Raw genomic sequence first — 21,725 nt, forward strand, 5'->3', positions numbered from 1 at the left:
AAGTGCCGGCCGCGACCGATCTCTAGATTGCCTCTGCGCCGGTTTCGCCCGTGCGGATGCGAATGGCTTCTTCGACGCTGGAGATGAAGATCTTTCCGTCGCCGATGCGACCGGTTTGCGCGGCGTTTCGGATGGCATCGACGGCCCGCTCGACAAGCTCGTCCGGCAGAACCACTTCAACCTTCACCTTGGGCAGGAAATCGACGACATATTCTGCACCGCGATAGAGCTCGGTATGGCCCTTTTGACGACCAAAGCCCTTAGCCTCGGTCACTGTGATGCCCTGCAGTCCGACTTCCTGCAACGCCTCCTTCACTTCATCGAGTTTGAACGGTTTTATGATCGCTTCGATCTTCTTCATATCAAGGGAAACTCCAGAGCCCGTGAGCGTCGTCGTCGCTCCGACCGCCCCTCAGCAGGAAGCGTGCCAGCCCGCTCTCGGCGGCGTGCGCATGGAAGACGAGGCGCCTGCCGCTGCCAAGGCTAATTTTGCGGCGACGGATGACCGCTTTTTCCCCATCGGCACGGCATAATAATGAGGCAACTGCACAATGCGTGATCACTTCTCTGCCCGGGATGCTCTTCTCCTCCTCACTCCGGAGGAAATGGGGCGCGCCGACCGCGCTGCGATGGACGCCGGAATTTCCGGCCCTTTGCTCATGGAGAACGCCGGCGCGGCGGTCGCAAAACATGCACAGGCCATGTGCCCGCACCGCGGGCATGTCCTCGTTCTGGCCGGGCCCGGCAACAACGGAGGCGACGGCTTCGTCGCCGCACGTTGTCTCGCCGAGCGCGGTTATCGTGTCCGCCTTGCGCTCCTCGGTTCCCGCGAAAAACTGTCAGGTGACGCGGCGAGCGCCGCTTCGCGCTGGCCGGGCGAGATCGAGCCGCTGTCGGCCGGGATCGATCTGTCCGCCGACCTCATCGTCGATGCGCTTTTCGGGGCGGGTCTCGGGCGGCCGATCGACGGGGAGGTGGCCGCTCTCGTCGAGGCGGTCAATGCGAGCGAACGACCGGTTTTGGCCGTCGACCTCCCAAGCGGCATCGATGGTCGTACCGGAGGCGTTCGCGGAGCGGCCTTCAAGGCGGCAAGGACCGTGACCTTCTTCCGCGAGAAGCCCGGACACCTCCTGTTGCCCGGGCGTCTCCATTGCGGGGAGATCCATGTGGCCGACATCGGCATCCCGGGCGCGGTGTTGCCGGGTCTTTCGCTCCGCCTGTGGCGCAATCATCCAGGCCTGTGGCGCACCGTTCTGCCGCTCCCGGGTGTGGAGGGACACAAATACGCCCGCGGCCATGCCGTCGTCGTCTCAGGGCCTGCCCATGCTACGGGAGCCGCGCGCCTGGCGGCGCGGGCCGCTCTGCGGGCGGGGGCGGGTCTCGTCAGTATGGCGGCGGAGGAAGATGCCATTCCGGCGCTTGCGGCCCATCTCACTGCAATCATGATCAAGAAGGCGGACGGCTCTGGAGGTCTGGCCGAGCTTCTTGCGGATACGCGCCTCAACGCCGTGGTGATCGGGCCGGGCGCCGGGGTGGGGAAGGCGACATGCGAACGTGTGATCGCCTGCCTGAAGAGCGAGGCGGCCGTCGTCCTCGACGCCGATGCCGTGACGAGCTTCAAGGAGTATCCCGGCAGGCTCTTCGATGCGATCGCAGGCCGCTCGGCTCCGGTCTTGATGACGCCGCATGCGGGCGAGTTTTCGCGGCTTTTTCCTGATCTCGCGGAGGAGGACGACAAGGTCGAGAAAGCACGCAAGGCCGCCGAGCGAGCCGGAGCGATCGTCATTCTCAAGGGCGCGGACACGGTCGTGGCCGCCCCTGACGGTCGGGCTGCGATTTCCGCGCAGGATGCTCCATGGCTCGCGACGGCCGGGACGGGCGACGTTCTCGCTGGCATGATCGCGGGGCTTGCCGCCCAAAGAATGCCGGCCTTCGAAGCCGCATGCGCCGCGGTGTGGATGCATGCCGATGCGGCAAACCGTTTTGGGCCGGGCCTGATTTCGGAAGATTTATCGGAGATGCTGCCCGCGGTGTGGTCGCAGCTCGCATCTGAATGCTGCGCTGATTAACCACAGGCGAACCGGGGGATTTCGTTAAACTCCAGTTTACGCTAAGAGAGGACGTGTGGGCAGGTGACGTGATGTGTCGTCGGTTGCCACGGCAAGCTTCAAGACTCACTGCACAATGATTGGACCTCAGCCCTCTTCGGAGGGCTTTTCTTTTGGCGGTTGCGCGCCACCTTGTGCGCGGACAAAGACATGATATAGAGCCCCAACCTTGGCAGGGCGCGCCAGCTCTTGAAGGTGGCGGGCGTGGTGGAACTGGTAGACACGCTTGGTTTAGGTCCAAGTGCCTAACAGCTTGGGGGTTCGAGTCCCTCCGCCCGCACCACGTCACCCGACGCTTGACGGCGCGAACCGCTTACATCTCAACTTCAGGCAATCAAGCGGCGAGTTTCGCCTGAGCATCAGGAAGCGACAATGGATATCAACGAGACCCTCTCCGACGGCCTCAAGCGCGAATTGAAGGTTACCGTTCCGGCCGGCGAATTGAACGATCGGCTGGCTGCGCGCCTGGATCAGCTGCGGGGACAGGTCCGCCTCAAGGGCTTCCGCCCTGGCAAAGTCCCGACCGAGCATCTGCGCCGGCTCTATGGCAAGGCCGCGATGGCGGAAATCGTCGAGAACATCGTTGCCGAGACGACACGTACGGCCATCAACGAACGGGGCGAGAAGGCTGCCATGCAGCCGGAAATCGCCATGACCGACGACGAGGCGGAAGCCAACGAGATCTTGGCAGCCAATGCCGATCTGACCTTCACGGTGAATTACGAGGTTCTGCCCGAATTCGAGATCGCCGAGATCAAAGGCATCAAGATCGAGCGCCCGATCGCCGAAGTGCCGGATGAAGAGGTCGATGAGCGCCTGAACGCCATCGGCGAAGGAAGCCGCACCTACGAGGCGGTGAAGCGCAAGGCCAAGGACGGCGACCGCATCACGATCGGCTTCGTCGGCAAGATCGATGGCGAAGTCTTCGACGGCGGCAGCGACGACAACACCCAGATCGTCATTGGCTCCGGCCAGTTCATCCCGGGCTTCGAAGAGAAGCTGAAGGGCGTGAAGGAAGGCGAGGAGAAGACGATCGAGGTGACCTTCCCGGAGGATTATCCCTCTGAGAAGCTTGCCGGAAAGCCGGCGACGTTCGATGTCACGGTCAAGGAAGTGGCCGCTCCGCAGGAGCTGAAGCTCGACGACGAGTTCGCGCAGAAGCTCGGTGTCGAATCGCTCGACAAGCTGAAGGAAGCCGTCCGCGCCCAGCTCGAAAGCGAATACGGTTCTGCCACCCGCCAGCGTGTGAAGCGTCAGCTCCTCGACGCGCTCGACGAGAAGCACGAATTCCCGCTTCCGGAAAAGCTGGTCGAGCAGGAGTTCGAGAACATCTGGCGGCAGGTGATGCACGATGTGGAGCATCACGGTCGTTCCTTCGAGGATGAAGGCACGACGGAAGAAGAGGCGCGGGCGGAGTACCGCACCATTGCCGAGCGCCGCGTGCGTCTCGGTCTCGTCCTGTCGAAGATCGGCGAAGAAGCGAAGGTCGAGGTCGGCGAGGAAGAGCTGCAGCGCGCTCTCTACGAGCAGGTTCGCCGCTTCCCGGGTCAGGAACAGCAGGTGATCGAGCACTACCGCAACAATCCGGAAGCGGTGCAGGCGCTTCGCGCTCCGATTTTTGAGGAGAAGGTCGTCGATTACATGCTCGAGCTCGCCGACGTCACCGACAAGACGGTGTCACGTGAGGAGCTGCTTGCCGATGACGATGAGGATGACCACGAGCATCACCATCATCACGACCACGATCACTGATAGGTGACCAAACGGGCGTGTGACGCAGTCGACGCTGCGTCACCGCACCACGCAGGCCGCGCATCGCGCGGCCTTTTTTCCGCCAAGTCGGGCGTCATGTTTTACGGGGCTTTGGCAGATTGCTAAGAACCCCCTAAATTAGGACGAATCGTATCCCCGTGCCCGCGCCTCTGCGGGCAGAGCAAAGGCCTCCCATGAAAGATCCCGTTGAAACCTACATGAACCTCGTCCCCATGGTCGTGGAGCAGACCAACCGGGGTGAGCGCGCCTACGATATCTTTTCGCGCCTTCTGAAGGAGCGCATCATTTTTGTTACGGGCATGATCGAGGATCACATGGCGACCCTCGTCTGTGCCCAGCTCCTTTTCCTCGAGGCGGAGAACCCTAAAAAGGAGATCAGCCTCTACATCAATTCGCCCGGCGGTGTCGTGACCTCCGGCTTTGCGATGTACGACACGATGCAGTTTATCAAGCCGGCTGTGTCGACCTTGTGCATCGGGCAGGCTGCCTCGATGGGCTCGCTGCTTCTTTGCGCCGGTGAAAAGGATATGCGCTTTGCCGTTCCCAATGCCCGCATCATGGTGCACCAGCCCTCGGGCGGCTTCCAGGGTCAGGCCTCGGATATCGAGCGCCACGCCGAGGATATTATCAAAATGAAGCGCCGGCTGAACGAAATCTACGTCAAGCACACAGGTCAGAACTATGAGACGGTTGAGCGGACGCTCGATCGTGACTATTTCATGACGGCTGAGCAGGCGCAGGAGTTCGGATTGATCGATCGCGTGATCACAAGCCGGGCGATGACGGAGACCGAGGGGCAGGGTTGACGTTGCAAGCGTCACGCAGGCTAGAAGCTGTTAAGTTTATCTTGAAACCGTACAGCCAAAGATGTTCGATGAAAGGGGCGTGCCGCTTCGCGGCAGCGCCTCGTGCCAGGCGCCGGAATGGCGGGCTGGCCCACCGGAGAGGTGACCGATGAGCAAAATCAGCGGTAACAGCGGGGACAGTAAGAACACGCTCTACTGCTCCTTCTGTGGCAAGAGCCAACACGAGGTGCGGAAGCTCATCGCGGGACCGACCGTGTTTATCTGCGACGAGTGTGTCGAGCTTTGCATGGACATCATCCGGGAGGAGAACAAATCCTCACTGGTGAAGTCCGGCGACGGCGTGCCTTCGCCGCAAGAGATTTACAACGTCCTCAACGACTACGTGATCGGCCAGACGGGTGCCAAGAAGGTGCTCTCTGTCGCTGTCCACAACCATTACAAGCGCCTCAACCATGCGGCGCGGAACAATGATGTGGAGTTGGCGAAGTCCAACATTCTGCTGATCGGCCCGACGGGTTGCGGCAAGACGCTGCTAGCGCAGACCTTGGCCCGCATTCTCGATGTGCCCTTCACCATGGCGGATGCAACGACACTGACCGAAGCCGGCTACGTCGGTGAGGATGTCGAAAACATCATCCTGAAGCTGCTTCAGGCCGCCGATTACAATGTGGAACGTGCCCAGCGCGGCATCGTCTATATCGACGAGGTCGACAAGATTTCTCGCAAGTCGGACAACCCTTCCATCACCCGCGATGTGTCGGGCGAGGGCGTCCAGCAGGCCTTGCTGAAGATCATGGAAGGCACAGTTGCTTCCGTGCCGCCCCAGGGCGGGCGCAAGCACCCGCAGCAGGAATTCCTCCAGGTCGATACGACGAACATCCTGTTCGTGTGCGGCGGTGCGTTCGCCGGTCTCGATCGCATCATTTCCGACCGTGGCCGCAAGACCTCGATCGGCTTCTCCGCCACCGTGGCGTCGCCGGACGATCGCAAGATCGGCGAGCTTCTGAGCCAGGTGGAGCCGGAGGACCTTCTGAAATTCGGTCTTATTCCGGAATTCGTCGGACGTATGCCGGTCGTGGCGACGCTTGAGGATCTCGACGAGCCGGCTCTCGTCTCCATCCTGACGGAGCCGAAGAACGCGCTGGTGAAGCAGTATCAGCGGCTCTTCGAGATGGAGAATGTCGAGCTGACGTTCCATGAGGATGCGCTTGCGGCGATCGCCCGCAAGGCGATCGAGCGCAAGACGGGCGCCCGTGGCCTGCGTTCCATCATGGAGGCGATCCTGCTGGAGACGATGTTCGATCTTCCGGGTCTCGACGGCGTGGAGGAGGTCGTGATCTCCGGCGACGTGGTCAACGGCAGCGCACGCCCGCTCTACATTTACTCGGAACGTCATTCCGAGACGCAGAACGCCGGTCGCTCGGCCTAGGAAAGCGGTGAGGGGCCTCAGGTTGACAACCGGGCCTCTCCTATCCACCTAACCGGGTAACGCAACAAGCTCGCTTCGAACGGTCGCGCCAGGTGTGTGGCTTGTCATTTTGTCTGCGCCCAAAAGTGATCCCGTAAGCGAGTACTCTTTACACTGAGATTTCGTCGGATCGACCGGCGAACGCGAAGGAATCCTTATGACAGAACCCACTGGTTTCCTCGGATCTGCTGAAGGGAACGGGGTTTATCCCGTCCTTCCTCTTCGCGACATCGTTGTCTTCCCGCACATGATCGTGCCGCTCTTCGTCGGGCGGGAGAAGTCGATCAATGCCCTGGAAGAGGTGATGCGGGCAGATAAGATGATCCTGCTGGCCACCCAGAAAGACGCCAGCGACGAGGATCCGTCTCCGGAACGTATTTACGAGGTCGGCACGCTCGCCTCGGTTCTGCAGCTTTTGAAATTGCCCGATGGCACCGTGAAGGTGCTGGTCGAGGGGCGCAGCCGTGCGTCCATCAAGCGCTTCAGTGATCGCAAGGACATTTTCGAGGCCGAGGCCGAAGAGATTCCGGAGACGCTGGGCGACGAGGTGGAAGTCGAGGCGCTGTCGCGCTCCGTGGTCGCGGAGTTCGAGAACTACGTGAAGCTCAACAAGAAGGTGAGCCCGGAAGTTCTGACCGCCGTCGCCAACATCGAGGATTATGCCAAGCTCGCCGATACGGTGGCGTCGCATCTCGCCATTCGCATTCCCGAGAAGCAGGAAATCCTGGCTCTCACCTCTGCGACCGACCGCCTGGAAAAGGTGCTCGGCCTGATGGAGAGCGAGATCTCCGTTCTGCAGGTGGAGAAGCGCATCCGCTCGCGCGTCAAGCGCCAGATGGAGAAGACGCAGCGCGAGTACTACCTCAACGAGCAGATGAAGGCGATCCAGAAGGAGCTCGGCGATTCGGAAGACGGACGCGACGAGCTGCGCGAGCTGGAAGACCGCATCGGCAAGACAAAGCTCTCCAAGGAGGCCCGGGAAAAGGCCGAGGCGGAGATGAAGAAGCTGCGCCAGATGAGCCCGATGTCCGCCGAGGCGACCGTCGTGCGCAATTATCTGGATTGGCTGCTCAGCATCCCGTGGGGCAAGCGCACCAGGGTGAAGAACGATCTCGGTCATGCCGAATCCGTGCTCGAGACCGATCATTACGGTCTTGAGAAGGTCAAGGAGCGGATCGTCGAGTACCTCGCCGTGCAGAGCCGCGCCAACAAGCTGAAGGGTCCGATTCTGTGCCTCGTCGGACCTCCCGGCGTCGGCAAGACCTCGCTCGGCAAGTCGATCGCAAAGGCCACCGGCCGCAATTTCGTGCGCATGTCGCTGGGCGGCGTTCGTGACGAAGCCGAAATCCGCGGCCACAGGCGCACCTATATCGGCTCGATGCCCGGCAAGGTGATCCAGTCGATGCGCAAGGCGAAGAAGTCCAACCCGCTCTTCCTGCTCGACGAGATCGACAAGATGGGCATGGATTTCCGCGGCGATCCGTCGTCGGCGCTTCTCGAGGTGCTCGATCCGGAGCAGAACGCAACCTTCATGGACCACTATTTGGAGGTCGAGTACGACCTGTCGGATGTGATGTTCGTGACGACCGCGAATACGCTCAACATCCCACCCGCCTTGATGGACCGGATGGAGATCATTCGCATCGCCGGTTACACCGAGGATGAGAAGGTCGAGATCGCGCGGCGCCATCTCTTGCCAAAGTCGGAAAAGGATCACGGCCTCCGGAAGGGCGAGTTCTCGATCGACGACGAGGCTCTGCGGACGGTGATTCGCCGCTATACACGGGAAGCTGGCGTCAGAAATCTCGAGCGAGAGCTCGCCACACTCGCCCGCAAGGCGGTGAAGAAGCTCCTGACGAGCGATGAAAAGAAGGTCGCGATCACCTCAGACAATCTCGCCGATTATCTGGGTGTGGCCCGGTACCGATTCGGTGAAGCCGAAAGGGAGGACATGACTGGTGTCGTCACCGGTCTTGCCTGGACCGAAGTCGGTGGCGATCTGCTCACGATCGAGGGTGTCATGATGCCCGGTAAGGGCAAGATGACCGTCACCGGCAACCTTCGCGACGTGATGAAGGAATCGATTTCCGCAGCGGCGTCCTATGTGCGCTCGCGGGCCGTCGATTTCGGCATCGAGCCGCCATTGTTCGATCGGCGCGATATCCACGTGCACGTGCCCGAGGGCGCGACGCCGAAGGATGGACCCTCGGCCGGTATCACGATGGTGACGGCGATCGTTTCGGTGATGACGGGCATTCCAGTCCGTCGCGATGTCGCCATGACCGGTGAGATCACCTTGCGCGGCCGCGTTCTGCCGATTGGTGGCCTTAAGGAGAAGCTTTTGGCGGCCCTCCGCGGCGGCATCAAGACCGTGCTCATCCCGGAAGATAATGCCAAGGATTTGGCGGAGATTCCGGACAATGTGAAGAGCGGCCTTGAGATCATACCTGTTGCCCGAATGGATGAGGTTCTGCGGCATGCATTGGTCCGCCAACCTGAGCCGATCGTGTGGAGCGAAGTGGAGAACGAGCCAAAACGCTCTGACGTCGCCGAGGATGACAACGCCGCAACGATGATTGCGCACTGAGTGCGCTTAAGCTTCAGACGGCCCGGAACCTTCCGGGCCGTTTTGTCGTTCAAAGTTGCGGAAATGCCCAGTTTTCTTGAAGATTTTGCAGATTTTCCGGGCTCTGGCGCTTGCCCCAGGCGTTAATGTGACGCAGAGAATCGCCATCTCGACAAAGGGAGAATGAGAATGAACAAGGGTGAATTGGCCGCTGCGGTGGCAGAGAAGACGGATCTGTCCAAGACTCAGGCGACGGACGCTGTGGAAGCCGTTTTCGGCTGCATCACGGATGCCCTTAAGAAGGGCGAAGAGGTGCGTGTGCTTGGTTTCGGCAATTTCGCCATCTCGGAACGCGCCGCCAGCACGGGCCGCAATCCGCAGACCGGCGAAAAGATCGAAATCAAGGCTTCCAAGCAGGCCAAGTTCAAGCCGGGCAAGGGTTTGAAGGACGCCGTCAATAGCTGACGGTCCCGCTGTTTTGTTGAAAGGCCGACCTCTTCGGCCTTTTCGATTCCGTCTTCGCGGAATCCATTCTCTTCCAACAGACTTGTCATGAGCGACCGCCCTTTATACAGGGGGGCGGCGGGCGGTTAGCTCAGTTGGTAGAGCATCTCGTTTACACCGAGAGGGTCGGCAGTTCGAGCCTGTCACCGCCCACCAGAATTCCCGGAGCCAGCTCGCAGCCAACGGCTTGCTGGCGCCGGTTTCAGAAAGCTGCACCAATCGTTCGGTGCACGCTTGACACAGACGGCGCAGTCACCTATCTCGCCGTCTCGCTGAGGGCCGAACCACTGGCCCGACGCCGCCCGCGGGGGTGTAGCTCAGTTGGTTAGAGTGCCGGCCTGTCACGCCGGAGGTCGCGGGTTCGAGCCCCGTCACTCCCGCCATTTTTTCTCAGATCCAACCAACGTCTGAGAGCCTGCCGGAGAGAGAACATCTCTCTCCCCCAAAGGCGGAATTTCCCAAACCTCATCTTTTCGACTGATCGGCCCGTAGCGTTCGGATTGGTGTCCAGGCGCGCCATCTCTGATGCCGTCGATTCGCATTTGCCCGGCGACCAGCCCGCACCGCAGGTCGCCGATTCGGTTCGGCGGCTGGCTCAGAGAATCGAATCGGGCAAATCGGATTGCGGACCGGTCCTGCACCCCGCCGACCTGCTTCACGCCTTCACCGGGCCCTGCAGGCCGCCAGGAGCGCGCAGGGCACCGATCTCAATCTCGCGCGGGGAAAGTTCTGGCACTTCCCCGCGAGCGTGTCTGTGACGCTCTGTGGGCTCCTCAACTCGCGTCTCCGATTGAGCGCTGCCATCGCAATCGGACCTTGCTCGCGCTGGGCTGCCGTCCTGGCGCGATCGTGATGAGGTCTGACGGGAGACGAATTGCCGGCGGCGCCGCTCCGCGACATGCGTGGCGAAGGGCGGGATTGGAGGGGGGCTTGCAGGTCCCGGTGCCTCGGAATGGCGTCATACGAAGTCCGATCTTATCGACGCTTGCAGGAAGGTTCCGGAAATTAGAACGTGCCTAGACAAAGCCGATAAAAAATTATTAAAAATAAGAATTATATATTGCGTCTGAGGGAAACAAGCATGGCGACCAGCATTCAGCAGGACATTACCTTCGTGATCGATACCACCGGAAGCATGTGGGACGAAATCGACACGGTAAAAGAAAGCGTCACATCTGTTATCGACGCGATTTTTGGCTCTGGTACAACTGATGCGCGCGTAGCGTTGGTCGCTTACAATGACCCGGATACTGAGGTTGTTCTGAATTTCACCAACGATACGAGCGTTTCTGCGAGGGAGACCGCGGCACGTGAGGCGATTGAGAGCCTCTACGCATCCGGCGGGGGCGACCTCCCGGAACTCGTCAACGGAGGTCTTCTCCATGCGCTCGACGGCGATATTGGCGCTTGGCGCCCGGAAGCTGAAGCGCGGCGCATCATTTTGTTCGGCGACGCGCCTCCCAAAGACACCGATCTTCATGACGAAGTGGTTTCACTCGCCAACGGTCAGGATGTGCAGATCTACGGCGTCATCATCGGCGTTTCTGGCTCTGGCATCGACAGTGGCACCAAAGAGGCCTTCCAGGACCTGGCATCCGCGACCGGAGGGGGCGTGATTGAAGCGGAAACCACCTCGGACGTCGTTGATTCGCTTCTTTCGGTGATCCTGACGGGGACCGAACCTATCACCGGCACTTCTGGGGATGATGCGCTGAACGGCGGTATCGGCTTTGATACTCTGATCGGCGGAGGCGGAGCCGACACGATCTCCGGGGCTGGCGGAAGCGATCAGATTTTCGGTGGACCAGGCGACGACGTGGAGTTCGGCGGGTCCGGCAATGATGCGATGTTCGGTGGCGGAGAAGCCGACAAGATTTGGAGCGGTGATGGGTCCGACCAGGCGTATGGGGCCGCCGGCAACGATGTCATCGGCGGTGGTAAGGGCGACGACATCCTGGGCGGCGGAACTGGCGCGGATTCCCTGTACGGCGGCGATGGCGACGACACGGTCTACGGCGGCTCTGACGCCTCTCGCGATGTGATCTACGGCGGGAGTGGCTCTGATGTGGCCTATATCGGAGCGGGTCACGACGTTTTGGTCGGTGGCGCGGATGACGACATTCTCGGCGCAGGCTCAGGCAATGACGAGGTTGCGGGCGGGGCCGGTGCGGATACGATCTACGGCGCTGCGGGCGATGATACGATCTTTGGCGGTGAGGACGACGACGTCATCTACGGTGGCACGGGCAATGACGTGATCTATCTGGGATCCGATTCGTACTCGTATGACGTCTATGCCGCCGGACCCAACAATGGTGATGACACCGTCTATGGGTTTGAGGACGGGCGTGACCACATCGATCTCTCCGAGACCTCGATCGGCAGTTCGGCTGAGCTCGATGCAGCTCTTTCAACCGACGCCTCCGGCAATGTCGTCATCAACTTCGCCGAGGGCGGCAGCATCACGATCGACGGCATCAGTGCTGGAGAGTTCAGCAGCTCGGACGTTTATTTTTGACGTCGGCGGCCTGGCCGCCTGCGCCGAAACAGCCTTCCCCATCCGCAGATCTTCTGCGGGTGGGGAAGGGGGCCTGACGCCGTTCCTGGGGTTTCCCCGTCATCTCCCGTTTTCCCTCTCTCAAGGCGCGAATCTTGCGATGCCCGAACCTTGCTGGAAGCTGCCAACGTCCCGTCCACGATGACCATGGGCGCCGGCAGGTCGCGCCATAAATTCCGGGTCGCGAGAGGGATGTCTGGAAGATGTCGGGTGAGGGGTGGAGTCGAGACAAGCACGTCCGCCACGATTGCGGTTCCGCCTGTTGGGTGAGGTGGCGCTTATCTATCTCGGCGCACCGCTCGCCATCCATTGGATGGTGATCAACTGGCACATGCCGGTCTTCGCGTTGCTGACAGCGACGCTGCCTGCGATTCTTCTGATTTTCGCGACGGATCGCTCGTTCCGTTGGCGGGATGCGTTCCGGCTGCAGTGGCAGAACGGTATCCTTCGCCGGATCCTGATTCTGTTCGTTGGCGCCGCCGCCTTTTTGACGGCTGCCACCGCGTGGTTTTTGCCGGACGGACTTTTCGGCTTGCTGCGGATCCACCCGCAGCTCTGGCTCATGATCCTCGTCTTCTATCCGCTCCTGTCGGCGCTGCCGCAGGAGCTTGTCTATCGGGTGTGGTTCTTCCATCGCTATCGTGGCCTCTTCGGGCATCACGAGGCGGTCGCCGTCGCGGCGAATGCGGTACTCTTTGCCTTCGCCCACATCATTTTCGGCAGCGCGATGTCGGTTACCGGGGCCTTTCTGTTGGGGCTTCTCCTGGCCCGGCGCTACGCACAAGCGCGCTCTTTCTGGCCGGTTTGGTTGGAACACGCCCTCTATGGTGACCTCGTCTTCACCATCGGTCTCGGCCGGTTCTTTTATCTGAGCGCTGGTGGATGAGACAGGGTTGCGCAGGACGAGGTCCCGGTCTAACTCACACAGTGGTGCGATTGGAAAATCCCCTCCGTCGCACCCGGATGAACCATTGACGCTCTGACTTGCGCCAATACATACCGTCTACCGGGGATGGCCCGGTCGTTATGATGAACGAGCTTCTTCTCAGCTATCTGCCCATCGTCATTTTCATTGCGCTTGCGCTGGTTATCGGGCTGGCGTTGCTGGTTTCTCCATTTATCGTTGCCCACAGTGCGCCGGATCCGGAGAAGCTGTCGGCATACGAATGCGGCTTCAACGCCTTCGATGACGCCCGTATGAAATTCGATGTGCGGTTCTACCTGGTCGCCATCTTGTTCATCATCTTCGATCTCGAAGTGGCCTTTCTGTTCCCCTGGGCTGTGGCGTTCCACACCGTCGGTTGGTTCGGCTTCTGGTCGATGATGGTGTTTCTCGCCGTCCTTACGATTGGCTTCGTCTACGAATGGAAAAAGGGAGCTCTGGAATGGGATTGACCGACGCTCGCCCACGCATCGACGACCCGCATCCTCTTGGGCGCGAAGGCTCGTCGACGCTGCCGCGCCAGGGGGATCCCTTCTTCAGCGAGATCAACAATGAGCTCGCCGACAAGGGTTGGCTTGTCACCTCGACCGACGAGCTGATCAACTGGTCGCGCACGGGCTCATTGATGTGGATGACCTTCGGGCTCGCTTGTTGCGCCATCGAGATGATGCAGACGTCCGGCCCACGCTATGATGTGGAGCGTTTCGGTTTTGCACCGCGCGCCTCGCCGCGCCAGTCGGACGTGATGATTGTGGCGGGCACGCTGACCAACAAAATGGCCCCGGCGCTCAGGAAGGTCTACGATCAGATGCCTGAGCCGCGCTACGTCATCTCCATGGGCTCATGCGCCAATGGCGGCGGCTACTACCACTATTCCTATTCCGTGGTGCGGGGCTGCGACCGCGTCGTTCCGGTCGACATCTACGTGCCTGGTTGTCCGCCGACGGCGGAAGCGCTTCTGTACGGCGTGCTGCTTCTGCAGAAGAAGATCCGCCGCACTGGCACGATTGAGCGGTGACCGAGACCATGGCCGACACTGAAAGCCTGGCGGATATCGCCTCTCACATTGCCGGACATCTCGGCGACCGTGTGGAAGATTCCGCCATCGCCTACGGCGAATTGACGATCACCGTCGACCCTGTCGACATCGTTCAGACCCTGCGCTTCCTGCGCGACGACGCGCGGCTGCAGTTCGTCTGTTTCATCGACGTTTGCGGCGTCGATTATCCTGCGCGCCGGCGCCGCTTCGATGTCGTCTATCATCTCTTGAGCCCGCGCCAGAATGCGCGCATCCGCGTAAAAGTGCAGGCGGACGAGAATACAGCTGTGCCGTCTGTGACCGACGTATTCCCGGGAGCGGATTGGTTTGAGCGCGAGGCTTACGACCTTTACGGCATTCTCTTCTCGGGCCATCCGGACCTTCGCCGCATCCTGACGGATTACGGCTTCCGGGGGCATCCGTTGCGCAAAGATTTCCCTCTGACGGGTTTCGTCGAGGTTCGCTACGACAACGAGCAGGCGCGCGTCGTCTATGAGCCGGTGAAGCTCCAACAGGAATTTCGGAGTTTCGATTTTCTATCCCCGTGGGAAGGGCCGGACTACGTTCTGCCCGGGGACGAGAAGGCGAGTTGAGCGAGGTGTCCCGCGCAGCAGCAGAGCGTGTCGCTGCCGGCGGTACGAATTTTGCCCGCTGCTACAAGCGCATCCGAGCCGTATCCAGCGCCGTGTCGACAGCGGCAGGGTGGCGCGAAAATGAAGCGCGCGCGCTTGGCGATCCTCTCGTCTCGAATCGCACCGGTGACAGCGTGCGGCCGAACGCCAGCGGCTCCGTAAAGCCCGCGCCGTTGCGCTGCCGGGTCATTCATCATCTCTCTTCAGGACCGACGTATACTCATGCCCTCTGAAGCTGATCTCCGTAATTTCAACATCAACTTTGGACCGCAACATCCTGCTGCGCATGGTGTTTTGCGTCTAGTGCTGGAATTGGACGGGGAGGTCGTCAAGCGCGTCGATCCGCATATCGGCTTGCTGCATCGCGGCACCGAGAAGCTGATCGAATACAAGACCTATCTGCAGGCGGTGCCTTATTTCGATCGCCTCGATTACGTCGCGCCGATGAACCAGGAGCATGCTTTCGCGTTGGCTACGGAGCGCCTCCTGGGACTGGAGGTTCCGAAGCGCGGCCAGATCATTCGAGTGCTCTATTCGGAGATCGGGCGGATTCTCTCCCATCTCTTGCACGTCGTGACGCACGCCCTCGACGTCGGGGCCCTGACGCCTCCGCTTTGGGGCTTCGAAGCGCGGGAAGTGCTGATGGGCTTCTATGAGCGGGCCTCGGGTGCGCGCATGCATGCGGCCTACTTCCGTCCGGGGGGCGTGCACCAGGATCTGCCGCCGCAGCTCATCGCCGATATCTACAATTACTGCGACCCGCTGTTGAAGGTCTGTGACGACCTCGAGGGGCTTCTCACCGACAACCGCATTTTCAAGCAGCGCTGTGTCGACATCGGCGTCGTGACGCTCGACGAGGCGTGGCGGCGGGGCTTCTCGGGTGTCGTGCTGAGGAGCGCCGGTGTCGCGTGGGATCTGCGGAAATCTCAGCCCTACGACGGCTACGAGGAATATGATTTCGATATTCCCGTCGGTAAGAACGGCGACGTCTACGACCGGTACATCATCCACATGGATGAGATGCGTCAGGCCGTTCGCATCATGAAGCAATGTTGCGAGAAGCTGAATTCGCCCGAAGGTGCTGGCCCGGTGTCGGCCCAGGACGGCAAGGTGGTGCCGCCGAAGCGCGGACAGATGAAGCGTTCGATGGAAGCGCTCATCCATCACTTCAAGCTCTATACCGAGGGCTACCATGTGCCGGCTGGCGAGGTTTACGCCCCGGTCGAAGCCCCTAAGGGTGAGTTCGGGGTCTATCTCGTCTCCGACGGCTCCAACAAACCTTACCGCTGCAAAATTCGAGCGCCGGGCTTCGTGCATCTGGCCGGCCTCGATTCGATTTCGCGAGGCCATATGCTTGCCGATATGTCGTCTGTGCTCGGCTCCATCGATGTCGTTTTTGGAGAGGTGGATCGCTGATGGCCGTTCGTCGTCTCGCTGAACAGCAACCCGATTCCTTTGCGTTCACGCCCGAGAATACGTCTTGGGCGGAGAAGGAGATCGCCAAATATCCCGAAGGTCGGCAGGCTTCTGCCGTCATTTCCCTCCTCTGGCGCGCCCAGGAGCAGGAGGGATGGGTGACGAAGCCGGCGATCGAGACGATCGCCCATATGCTTGCCATGCCGGAAATCCGCGTGTTGGAGGTCGCAACCTTCTACACGATGTTCCATCTCTCTCCCGTCGGCACCAAGGCGCATGTGCAGGTCTGCGGAACGACGCCTTGCATGCTGCGCGGCTCGGACGAGCTGAAGAAGGTGTGCCAGCGGCGGATCGCCGAGCACCCGCACGAAGTGTCGGCTGACGGTGCGTTTTCGTGGGAGGAGGTGGAATGCCTCGGTGCCTGCGTGAATGCGCCGATGGTGCAGATCTTCTCCGATACCTACGAGGATCTGACGCCGGAGAGTTTTGAGGCGATTCTGGATGATTTCGCTGCCGGTCGCACGCCACGTCCAGGCACCCAGGTCGACCGTCAGCATTCGGCGCCGCAATCTGGCCTCACGAGCCTCACAGAAATCGATGGCGGTTCCGAGCAGGTTTTGCGCGAGCCGCCGCGCGGTGCTCCCGCTGACGGCAAGGCCCGCGAGCGGGTCGAGGGTCGCAACGGCGCCTCCGTCGCTGCCGGGAAGCCCGCCCCCGCCAACGAGGATCTTGCCGGAGGTGTTCCGGAAGAGCCGCAGCAGGCGGTTGGCCGCAACGAAGCAGCTGCAACGCCAAGCGGCAAGCAAGAGCTCGCCGGTCGTCCGACCGGCGCTGGCCGGCCCGACGAAGAGGCCGCGCGCTCCGAACCCACGGATACGGGGTCTGAAAATCTTGGCGCGGAGCCCCATAAAGAGACCACCCAAGAGCAGGCCGAGAAAGGTGGAGGGCGGAAGACGGACAAGTCCTCTCGTGACGCCTCGGGCGGGACGGAAAAAAGTTGAAGCGACCGAACGCACCTTACCCGATAGCCTTCTGCCTTCCTTGCTGCTGTGTCGGGATGAAGAGGAAATCCGATGCTCGCCGATAAAGACCGCATCTTCACGAATCTCTACGGCCTTTATGACCCTGGTCTGAAGGCAGCCCAGAAGCGCGGCCAATGGGACGGGACGAAAGACCTGATCACCAAAGGTCGTGACTGGATCATCGACGAGATGAAGAAGTCGGGTCTGCGCGGCCGTGGTGGTGCCGGCTTCCCGACGGGGCTCAAATGGTCGTTCATGCCGAAGGAATCGGATGGACGTCCGCATTATCTCGTCGTCAATGCCGACGAATCGGAGCCCGGCACCTGCAAGGATCGTGAGATTATGCGTCACGATCCCCACACGCTGATCGAGGGATGTCTGATCGCCTCGTTCGCGATGAGCGCCCACACCTGTTACGTCTACGTGCGCGGCGAGTATATCCGCGAGCGCGAGGCTCTGCAGCGCGCCATCGACGAGGCCTATGACGCTGGCCTCATCGGCAAGGACAATTCCTGCGGCTGGGATTTCGACATCTTCATCGCCCATGGCGCCGGCGCCTATATCTGCGGCGAAGAGACGGCGCTTCTGGAGAGCCTCGAGGGCAAGAAGGGCCAGCCACGCCTGAAGCCGCCATTTCCGGCGAATGTGGGCCTCTATGGCTGCCCGACCACCGTCAACAACGTCGAATCGATCGCGGTTGCGCCGACGATTCTGCGGCGCGGCGGTGCGTGGTTTGCCGGCATCGGCAAGGAAAACAACACCGGCACCAAGCTCTTCTGCGTTTCCGGCCACGTCAATCAGCCGTGCACGGTGGAAGAGGCGATGTCGGTGCCGTTCCGCGAGCTGATCGAGCGGCATTGCGGCGGCATTCGTGGCGGCTGGGACAATCTTCTCGCGGTCATCCCGGGTGGCTCGTCGGTCCCATGCGTGCCGGCGGACCAGATCATCGATTGCCCGATGGATTTCGATTCGCTGCGCGCTCTGAAATCGGGCCTCGGCACTGCGGCCGTCATCGTCATGGACAAGTCGACCGACATTGTTCGGGCCATCGCGCGGATCGCCTATTTCTATAAGCACGAGAGTTGCGGCCAGTGCACGCCGTGCCGTGAGGGCACGGGCTGGATGTGGCGTGTGCTCGAACGCATGGCGCGCGGCGAGGCGGAAAAGCGCGAGATCGACATGCTTCTGGAAGTGACCTACCAGGTCGAAGGCCATACCATCTGTGCGCTTGGCGATGCGGCGGCATGGCCGGTTCAGGGCCTGATTCGGCATTTCCGCCCCGAGATCGAAAAGCGCATCGACCAGTACGCGGCCAATCCGAAGACGGAGAACAGGGTCGTCCTGGAGGCGGCGGAGTAGGTTTGTTTCAGGTTACGGCAACGATGAGAGGGAGGCGCATGCAGAAGGACGATCGGCGATTCGGCGGTCTGCCCGCTGTCTCCGGCCACGCCACCCGCGAAACGTTTGTCGATCTGCAAAATCCCGAGAGCGACGGGGTAAAAGAGGCTGACGCTATTGGCGTCTCGCTTGAAATCATTCTAAACGAGCCCGGCATCGTTCATTTCCAAAAGATGGCAGATCGGGACAGGGCGGAGATCGCCTGGAAAAACGGATATATTGACCGCAAGCGCTACATGGGGTGCAGCCGCTCGCTGCCGCATGCAGCGCCCTTGATGGCCGCCGGTCGGTGAAACGGCGACAGGCGCAGGACGGATCATGGCAGATACGCGAACACTCATAGTCGACGGCACCGAAGTCGAGGTCCCCGTAACGTACACGCTTCTGCAGGCCTGCGAGGCCGCAGGTGCGGAGATCCCGCGCTTCTGTTTCCACGAGCGGCTCTCGATTGCAGGCAATTGCCGCATGTGCCTCGTGGAGCTGAAGGGCGCGCCGAAACCCGTCGCTTCCTGCGCTTATGCGGTACGTGATTGCCGCCCTGGGCCCAACGGTGAGCCGCCGCAGGTGCTGACGAAGTCGCCTTTGACGAAGAAGGCGCGCGAAGGGGTGATGGAGTTTCTGCTCATCAATCATCCGCTCGATTGCCCGATTTGCGACCAGGGCGGCGAATGCGACCTGCAGGACCAGGCGATGGCCTACGGTGTCGACACCTCTCGCTTTGAGGAAAACAAGCGGGCGGTGGAGAACAAATACATCGGTCCGCTGGTGAAGACGATCATGACGCGCTGCATCCATTGCACGCGCTGCGTCCGCTTCACGACCGAAGTCGCCGGCGTCTCCGAGCTCGGCGCCACCGGCCGCGGCGAGGATATGGAGATCACGACCTTCCTCGAGCGGGCCATGACCTCCGAGCTGCAGGGCAATGTCATCGACCTTTGCCCGGTCGGAGCCCTGACCTCGCGGCCTTACGCGTTCAAGGCGCGGCCGTGGGAGCTCAACAAGACCGAATCGATCGATGTCATGGACGCGCTCGGCTCTGCCATTCGCGTCGATTCGCGCAACACCGAAGTGATGCGCATCCTGCCGCGCACCAACGAGCTGGTGAACGAGGAATGGATCTCCGACAAAACCCGATTCGTCTTCGACGGGCTTCGGACACAGCGCCTCGATCGTCCTTATCTGCGTGAGAATGGCCGCTTGCGGGCCGCAACCTGGCAGGAGGCGTTCTCCGCTATTGCTGACAAGGTGAAGGCCGCCGCGCCGGAAAAACTTGGCGCCATCGCCGGCGATCTCGCCAACGTGGAAGAAATGTTCGCGCTGAAGGAGCTGATGTCTGCGCTCGGCTCCGCGAACATCGATTGCCGGGAACCGTATTCGCCGCTGCACCCGAAGAACGGGCGAGCGAGCTACGTCTTCGGCTCCACGATCGCGGGTATCGAAGACGCCGATGCGATCCTTTTGATCGGCACCAATCCGCGTGTCGAGGCGGCGGTTCTGAATTCGCGCATTCGCAAGGTCTGGCGCGCCGGACAGGCTGAGATCGGCCTGATCGGCGAGTCGGCGGATCTGACCTATTCCTACGCGCATCTGGGGGCCGGACCTTCCTCCCTCGATTCGCTCGTCGCCGGTGAGCTCGACTTCCTCGATGTTCTGAAAAAGGCCGAGCGGCCGATGATCATCATCGGGCAGGGCGCTCTCAACCGCGCCGACGGCGCCTCGATCCTCTCTCAGGCGGTGAAGCTTGCCGATTCGATCGGGGCTCTCGGCGAGGAATGGAACGGATTCAACGTTCTGCATACGGCGGCCGCGCGGGTCGGTGGCCTCGATCTCGGTTTTGTGCCGGGCGAGGGCTGTCTGGCGACGGCCGAGATGCTCGGGATGGAGGGAACGGCAGCACTCGACGTGCTCTTCCTCTTGGGAGCCGACGAGTACAAGCTCGACACGATCCCCGACACCTTCAAAGTCTATATCGGCAGCCATGGTGATCGTGGCGCCCACGGCGCCGACGTCATTCTTCCGGGCGCGGCCTACACCGAGAAATCGGGCACGTACGCGAATACGGAAGGGCGGGCCCAGATGGCGAACCGTGCGATCTTCCCCCCGGGACAGGCTCGGGAGGATTGGTCGATCCTGAGGGCGCTCTCTGCCGTGCTCGGAAAGACGCTGCCCTTTGATTCGCTTACGGAGCTGCGCAATCGTCTTGCGGAGAGCGATCCGCGCTATCTGGCGCTCGACGAGATTGGCGACGTTGCCAAGGACGGCCTCAAGTCGCTTTCAGGCCGCGCCGGCGGAAAGCCGGGCAGCGAGCCGTTCGTCAGCTGCGTTCCGGACTTCTTCCTGACAAACCCGATCGCCCGTGCTTCGGCAGTGATGGCAGAATGTTCTGCGCTGCGGCTCGGCCCGCGCGCTGAAGCCGCGGAGTAGGCCCGATGGATACGTTTCTGCACAGCTACCTCATCCCGGGTGCGATCATCGTCGGTCAGAGCCTTCTGCTTCTGGTCGTCCTGCTCGTCGTCATTGCGTATCTGCTTTACGCCGACCGCAAGATCTGGGCGGCCGTGCAAATGCGCCGCGGTCCGAATGTCGTCGGGCCTTGGGGGCTTTTTCAGTCCTTCGCCGATTTGCTGAAATTCGTTCTGAAAGAGCCGGTGGTTCCCGCGGCATCCGACAAGACGATTTTCCTTCTGGCCCCGCTGATGTCGACGGTTCTAGCGCTCGCGGCTTGGGCGGTGATTCCGGTCGGCTCCGGATGGGTCATTTCCGACATCAATGTCGGCATTCTCTATGTCTTCGCCGTCTCCTCGCTCGAGGTTTATGGCGTGATCATGGGCGGCTGGGCGTCGAATTCGAAATACGCGTTCTTGGGATCGCTGCGCTCCGCGGCTCAGATGGTGTCCTACGAGGTCTCGATCGGCTTCATCATCATTGCTGTGCTCTTGTGCGTCGGCTCACTCAATTTCTCCGACATTGTGTTGGCTCAGACCACGGGTCTCGGCACGATGGTGGGCCTTCCGAATTCGTTCCTCGACTGGCACTGGCTTCCCTTGTTCCCCGCGTTCGTGATGTTCTTCATCTCGGGTCTGGCGGAAACCAACAGGCCGCCGTTCGACCTGCCGGAAGGTGAGTCGGAGATCGTCGCCGGGTTCATGGTCGAATATTCCTCGACCCCGTACATGCTGTTCATGCTCGGGGAATATGTGGCGATCACCGTCATCTGCGCCTTGATGACGACGCTGTTCCTCGGCGGCTGGCTTCCGCCCTTCGATTTTGCGCCGTTCACCTGGATCCCCGGGGTCGTCTGGTTCACCTTAAAGCTGTGTTTCATCTTTTTCCTGGTTTCGATGGTGAAGGCGATCGTGCCGCGCTACCGCTATGACCAGTTGATGCGGCTTGGTTGGAAGGTGTTCTTGCCTCTGTCTCTCGCCTTCGTCGTGATCGTCGCGGTCGTGCTTCAGTTCACGGGCTGGGGCGGCGTTCCGATGGCCGGGTGAGG

At 61.2% G+C, this 21,725-nt stretch carries 18 protein-coding genes and 3 tRNA genes; 20 read left to right on the top strand and 1 reads right to left on the bottom strand.

The features are described 5' to 3' along the window. Window positions 1-22: 22 nt before the first annotated feature. Window positions 23-361, bottom strand: coding sequence for a P-II family nitrogen regulator (locus EO094_RS16125; protein ID WP_092812670.1), 339 nt, complete (start codon window positions 359-361; stop codon window positions 23-25). A gap of 190 nt (window positions 362-551) precedes the next feature. Between EO094_RS16125 and EO094_RS16130 the strand changes: the two genes are divergently transcribed. The 20 genes from EO094_RS16130 to nuoH all read left to right on the top strand — a co-directional run bounded on the left by EO094_RS16130 (window position 552) and on the right by nuoH (window position 21,723). Then, on the top strand, window positions 552-2,069 hold the full coding sequence (locus EO094_RS16130; protein ID WP_128293928.1) for an NAD(P)H-hydrate dehydratase: 1,518 nt from the start codon (window positions 552-554) through the stop codon (window positions 2,067-2,069). A 237-nt stretch (window positions 2,070-2,306) separates the two neighbouring features. After that, a tRNA-Leu gene (locus EO094_RS16135) sits at window positions 2,307-2,391 on the top strand. An 89-nt stretch (window positions 2,392-2,480) separates the two neighbouring features. Beyond that, complete coding sequence (gene tig / locus EO094_RS16140; RefSeq protein ID WP_128293929.1) at window positions 2,481-3,860, top strand: trigger factor; 1,380 nt, start codon at window positions 2,481-2,483, stop codon at window positions 3,858-3,860. Window positions 3,861-4,054: 194 nt separating this feature from the next. Continuing rightward, window positions 4,055-4,687, top strand: coding sequence for an ATP-dependent Clp protease proteolytic subunit (locus EO094_RS16145; RefSeq protein WP_092812661.1), 633 nt, complete (start codon window positions 4,055-4,057; stop codon window positions 4,685-4,687). 148 nt (window positions 4,688-4,835) lie between these two features. Beyond that, window positions 4,836-6,116: an ATP-dependent Clp protease ATP-binding subunit ClpX gene (clpX, locus tag EO094_RS16150; RefSeq protein WP_092812658.1), complete on the top strand. Its 1,281-nt coding sequence runs from the start codon at window positions 4,836-4,838 to the stop codon at window positions 6,114-6,116. Window positions 6,117-6,312: 196 nt separating this feature from the next. Then, window positions 6,313-8,742 carry an endopeptidase La gene (lon, locus tag EO094_RS16155; RefSeq protein WP_128293930.1) on the top strand — a complete coding sequence of 810 codons (2,430 nt, stop codon included), beginning with the start codon at window positions 6,313-6,315 and terminating at the stop codon, window positions 8,740-8,742. Between the two features lie 168 nt (window positions 8,743-8,910). Continuing rightward, window positions 8,911-9,186 carry an HU family DNA-binding protein gene (locus tag EO094_RS16160; protein ID WP_128293931.1) on the top strand — a complete coding sequence of 92 codons (276 nt, stop codon included), beginning with the start codon at window positions 8,911-8,913 and terminating at the stop codon, window positions 9,184-9,186. A gap of 119 nt (window positions 9,187-9,305) precedes the next feature. Beyond that, a tRNA-Val gene (locus tag EO094_RS16165) sits at window positions 9,306-9,381 on the top strand. Between the two features lie 150 nt (window positions 9,382-9,531). Then, window positions 9,532-9,608 (top strand) — tRNA-Asp (locus EO094_RS16170). 698 nt (window positions 9,609-10,306) lie between these two features. After that, window positions 10,307-11,743 carry a VWA domain-containing protein gene (locus tag EO094_RS16175; RefSeq protein WP_128293932.1) on the top strand — a complete coding sequence of 479 codons (1,437 nt, stop codon included), beginning with the start codon at window positions 10,307-10,309 and terminating at the stop codon, window positions 11,741-11,743. 310 nt (window positions 11,744-12,053) lie between these two features. Next, a complete protein-coding gene (locus tag EO094_RS16180; RefSeq protein ID WP_128293933.1) occupies window positions 12,054-12,668 on the top strand; it encodes a CPBP family glutamic-type intramembrane protease in 615 nt (204 codons plus the stop codon). A 143-nt stretch (window positions 12,669-12,811) separates the two neighbouring features. Beyond that, window positions 12,812-13,177 carry an NADH-quinone oxidoreductase subunit A gene (locus EO094_RS16185; protein WP_092812819.1) on the top strand — a complete coding sequence of 122 codons (366 nt, stop codon included), beginning with the start codon at window positions 12,812-12,814 and terminating at the stop codon, window positions 13,175-13,177. Further along, entirely contained in the window at window positions 13,168-13,743 is a 576-nt protein-coding gene (locus tag EO094_RS16190) for a NuoB/complex I 20 kDa subunit family protein (protein WP_370642296.1), read from the top strand. The genes EO094_RS16185 and EO094_RS16190 overlap by 10 nt, the downstream gene beginning before the upstream one ends. An 8-nt stretch (window positions 13,744-13,751) precedes the next feature. Next, a complete protein-coding gene (locus tag EO094_RS16195; protein WP_128294312.1) occupies window positions 13,752-14,357 on the top strand; it encodes an NADH-quinone oxidoreductase subunit C in 606 nt (201 codons plus the stop codon). Window positions 14,358-14,618: 261 nt separating this feature from the next. Beyond that, window positions 14,619-15,812, top strand: coding sequence for an NADH-quinone oxidoreductase subunit D (locus tag EO094_RS16200; RefSeq protein WP_128293934.1), 1,194 nt, complete (start codon window positions 14,619-14,621; stop codon window positions 15,810-15,812). Continuing rightward, window positions 15,812-16,813: an NADH-quinone oxidoreductase subunit NuoE gene (gene nuoE, locus EO094_RS16205; RefSeq protein ID WP_128293935.1), complete on the top strand. Its 1,002-nt coding sequence runs from the start codon at window positions 15,812-15,814 to the stop codon at window positions 16,811-16,813. Before EO094_RS16200 ends, nuoE begins: the two co-directional genes overlap by 1 nt. A gap of 72 nt (window positions 16,814-16,885) precedes the next feature. Further along, window positions 16,886-18,193 carry an NADH-quinone oxidoreductase subunit NuoF gene (nuoF, locus tag EO094_RS16210; RefSeq protein WP_128293936.1) on the top strand — a complete coding sequence of 436 codons (1,308 nt, stop codon included), beginning with the start codon at window positions 16,886-16,888 and terminating at the stop codon, window positions 18,191-18,193. 38 nt (window positions 18,194-18,231) lie between these two features. Beyond that, on the top strand, window positions 18,232-18,525 hold the full coding sequence (locus EO094_RS16215; RefSeq protein ID WP_128293937.1) for a hypothetical protein: 294 nt from the start codon (window positions 18,232-18,234) through the stop codon (window positions 18,523-18,525). A 25-nt stretch (window positions 18,526-18,550) separates the two neighbouring features. Beyond that, the gene (nuoG, locus tag EO094_RS16220; RefSeq protein ID WP_128293938.1) at window positions 18,551-20,656 is read left to right on the top strand and encodes an NADH-quinone oxidoreductase subunit NuoG; all 2,106 of its coding nucleotides are present in this window, start codon (window positions 18,551-18,553) and stop codon (window positions 20,654-20,656) included. Window positions 20,657-20,661: 5 nt separating this feature from the next. Beyond that, window positions 20,662-21,723 carry an NADH-quinone oxidoreductase subunit NuoH gene (nuoH, locus tag EO094_RS16225; protein WP_128293939.1) on the top strand — a complete coding sequence of 354 codons (1,062 nt, stop codon included), beginning with the start codon at window positions 20,662-20,664 and terminating at the stop codon, window positions 21,721-21,723. The last annotated feature ends 2 nt before the right edge of the window (window positions 21,724-21,725 follow it).

This window comes from Afifella aestuarii, assembly GCF_004023665.1.
In the GTDB taxonomy this organism is placed as follows: domain Bacteria; phylum Pseudomonadota; class Alphaproteobacteria; order Rhizobiales; family Afifellaceae; genus Afifella; species Afifella aestuarii.

What these genes read in the sequence shown, in the direction of transcription:
- tig (WP_128293929.1), top strand. Translation starts at nt 2,481, where the DNA reads ATGGATATCAACGAGACCCTCTCCGACGGCCTCAAGCGCGAATTGAAG.
- EO094_RS16145 (WP_092812661.1), top strand. Translation starts at nt 4,055, where the DNA reads ATGAAAGATCCCGTTGAAACCTACATGAACCTCGTCCCCATGGTCGTG.
- lon (WP_128293930.1), top strand. Translation starts at nt 6,313, where the DNA reads ATGACAGAACCCACTGGTTTCCTCGGATCTGCTGAAGGGAACGGGGTT.
- EO094_RS16200 (WP_128293934.1), top strand. Translation starts at nt 14,619, where the DNA reads ATGCCCTCTGAAGCTGATCTCCGTAATTTCAACATCAACTTTGGACCG.
- nuoH (WP_128293939.1), top strand. Translation starts at nt 20,662, where the DNA reads ATGGATACGTTTCTGCACAGCTACCTCATCCCGGGTGCGATCATCGTC.
- EO094_RS16185 (WP_092812819.1), top strand. Translation starts at nt 12,812, where the DNA reads ATGAACGAGCTTCTTCTCAGCTATCTGCCCATCGTCATTTTCATTGCG.
- EO094_RS16190 (WP_370642296.1), top strand. Translation starts at nt 13,168, where the DNA reads ATGGGATTGACCGACGCTCGCCCACGCATCGACGACCCGCATCCTCTT.
- EO094_RS16125 (WP_092812670.1), bottom strand. Translation starts at nt 361, where the DNA reads ATGAAGAAGATCGAAGCGATCATAAAACCGTTCAAACTCGATGAAGTG.
- nuoG (WP_128293938.1), top strand. Translation starts at nt 18,551, where the DNA reads ATGGCAGATACGCGAACACTCATAGTCGACGGCACCGAAGTCGAGGTC.
- nuoE (WP_128293935.1), top strand. Translation starts at nt 15,812, where the DNA reads ATGGCCGTTCGTCGTCTCGCTGAACAGCAACCCGATTCCTTTGCGTTC.
- EO094_RS16215 (WP_128293937.1), top strand. Translation starts at nt 18,232, where the DNA reads ATGCAGAAGGACGATCGGCGATTCGGCGGTCTGCCCGCTGTCTCCGGC.
- EO094_RS16175 (WP_128293932.1), top strand. Translation starts at nt 10,307, where the DNA reads ATGGCGACCAGCATTCAGCAGGACATTACCTTCGTGATCGATACCACC.
- EO094_RS16130 (WP_128293928.1), top strand. Translation starts at nt 552, where the DNA reads ATGCGTGATCACTTCTCTGCCCGGGATGCTCTTCTCCTCCTCACTCCG.
- clpX (WP_092812658.1), top strand. Translation starts at nt 4,836, where the DNA reads ATGAGCAAAATCAGCGGTAACAGCGGGGACAGTAAGAACACGCTCTAC.
- EO094_RS16160 (WP_128293931.1), top strand. Translation starts at nt 8,911, where the DNA reads ATGAACAAGGGTGAATTGGCCGCTGCGGTGGCAGAGAAGACGGATCTG.
- nuoF (WP_128293936.1), top strand. Translation starts at nt 16,886, where the DNA reads ATGCTCGCCGATAAAGACCGCATCTTCACGAATCTCTACGGCCTTTAT.
- EO094_RS16195 (WP_128294312.1), top strand. Translation starts at nt 13,752, where the DNA reads ATGGCCGACACTGAAAGCCTGGCGGATATCGCCTCTCACATTGCCGGA.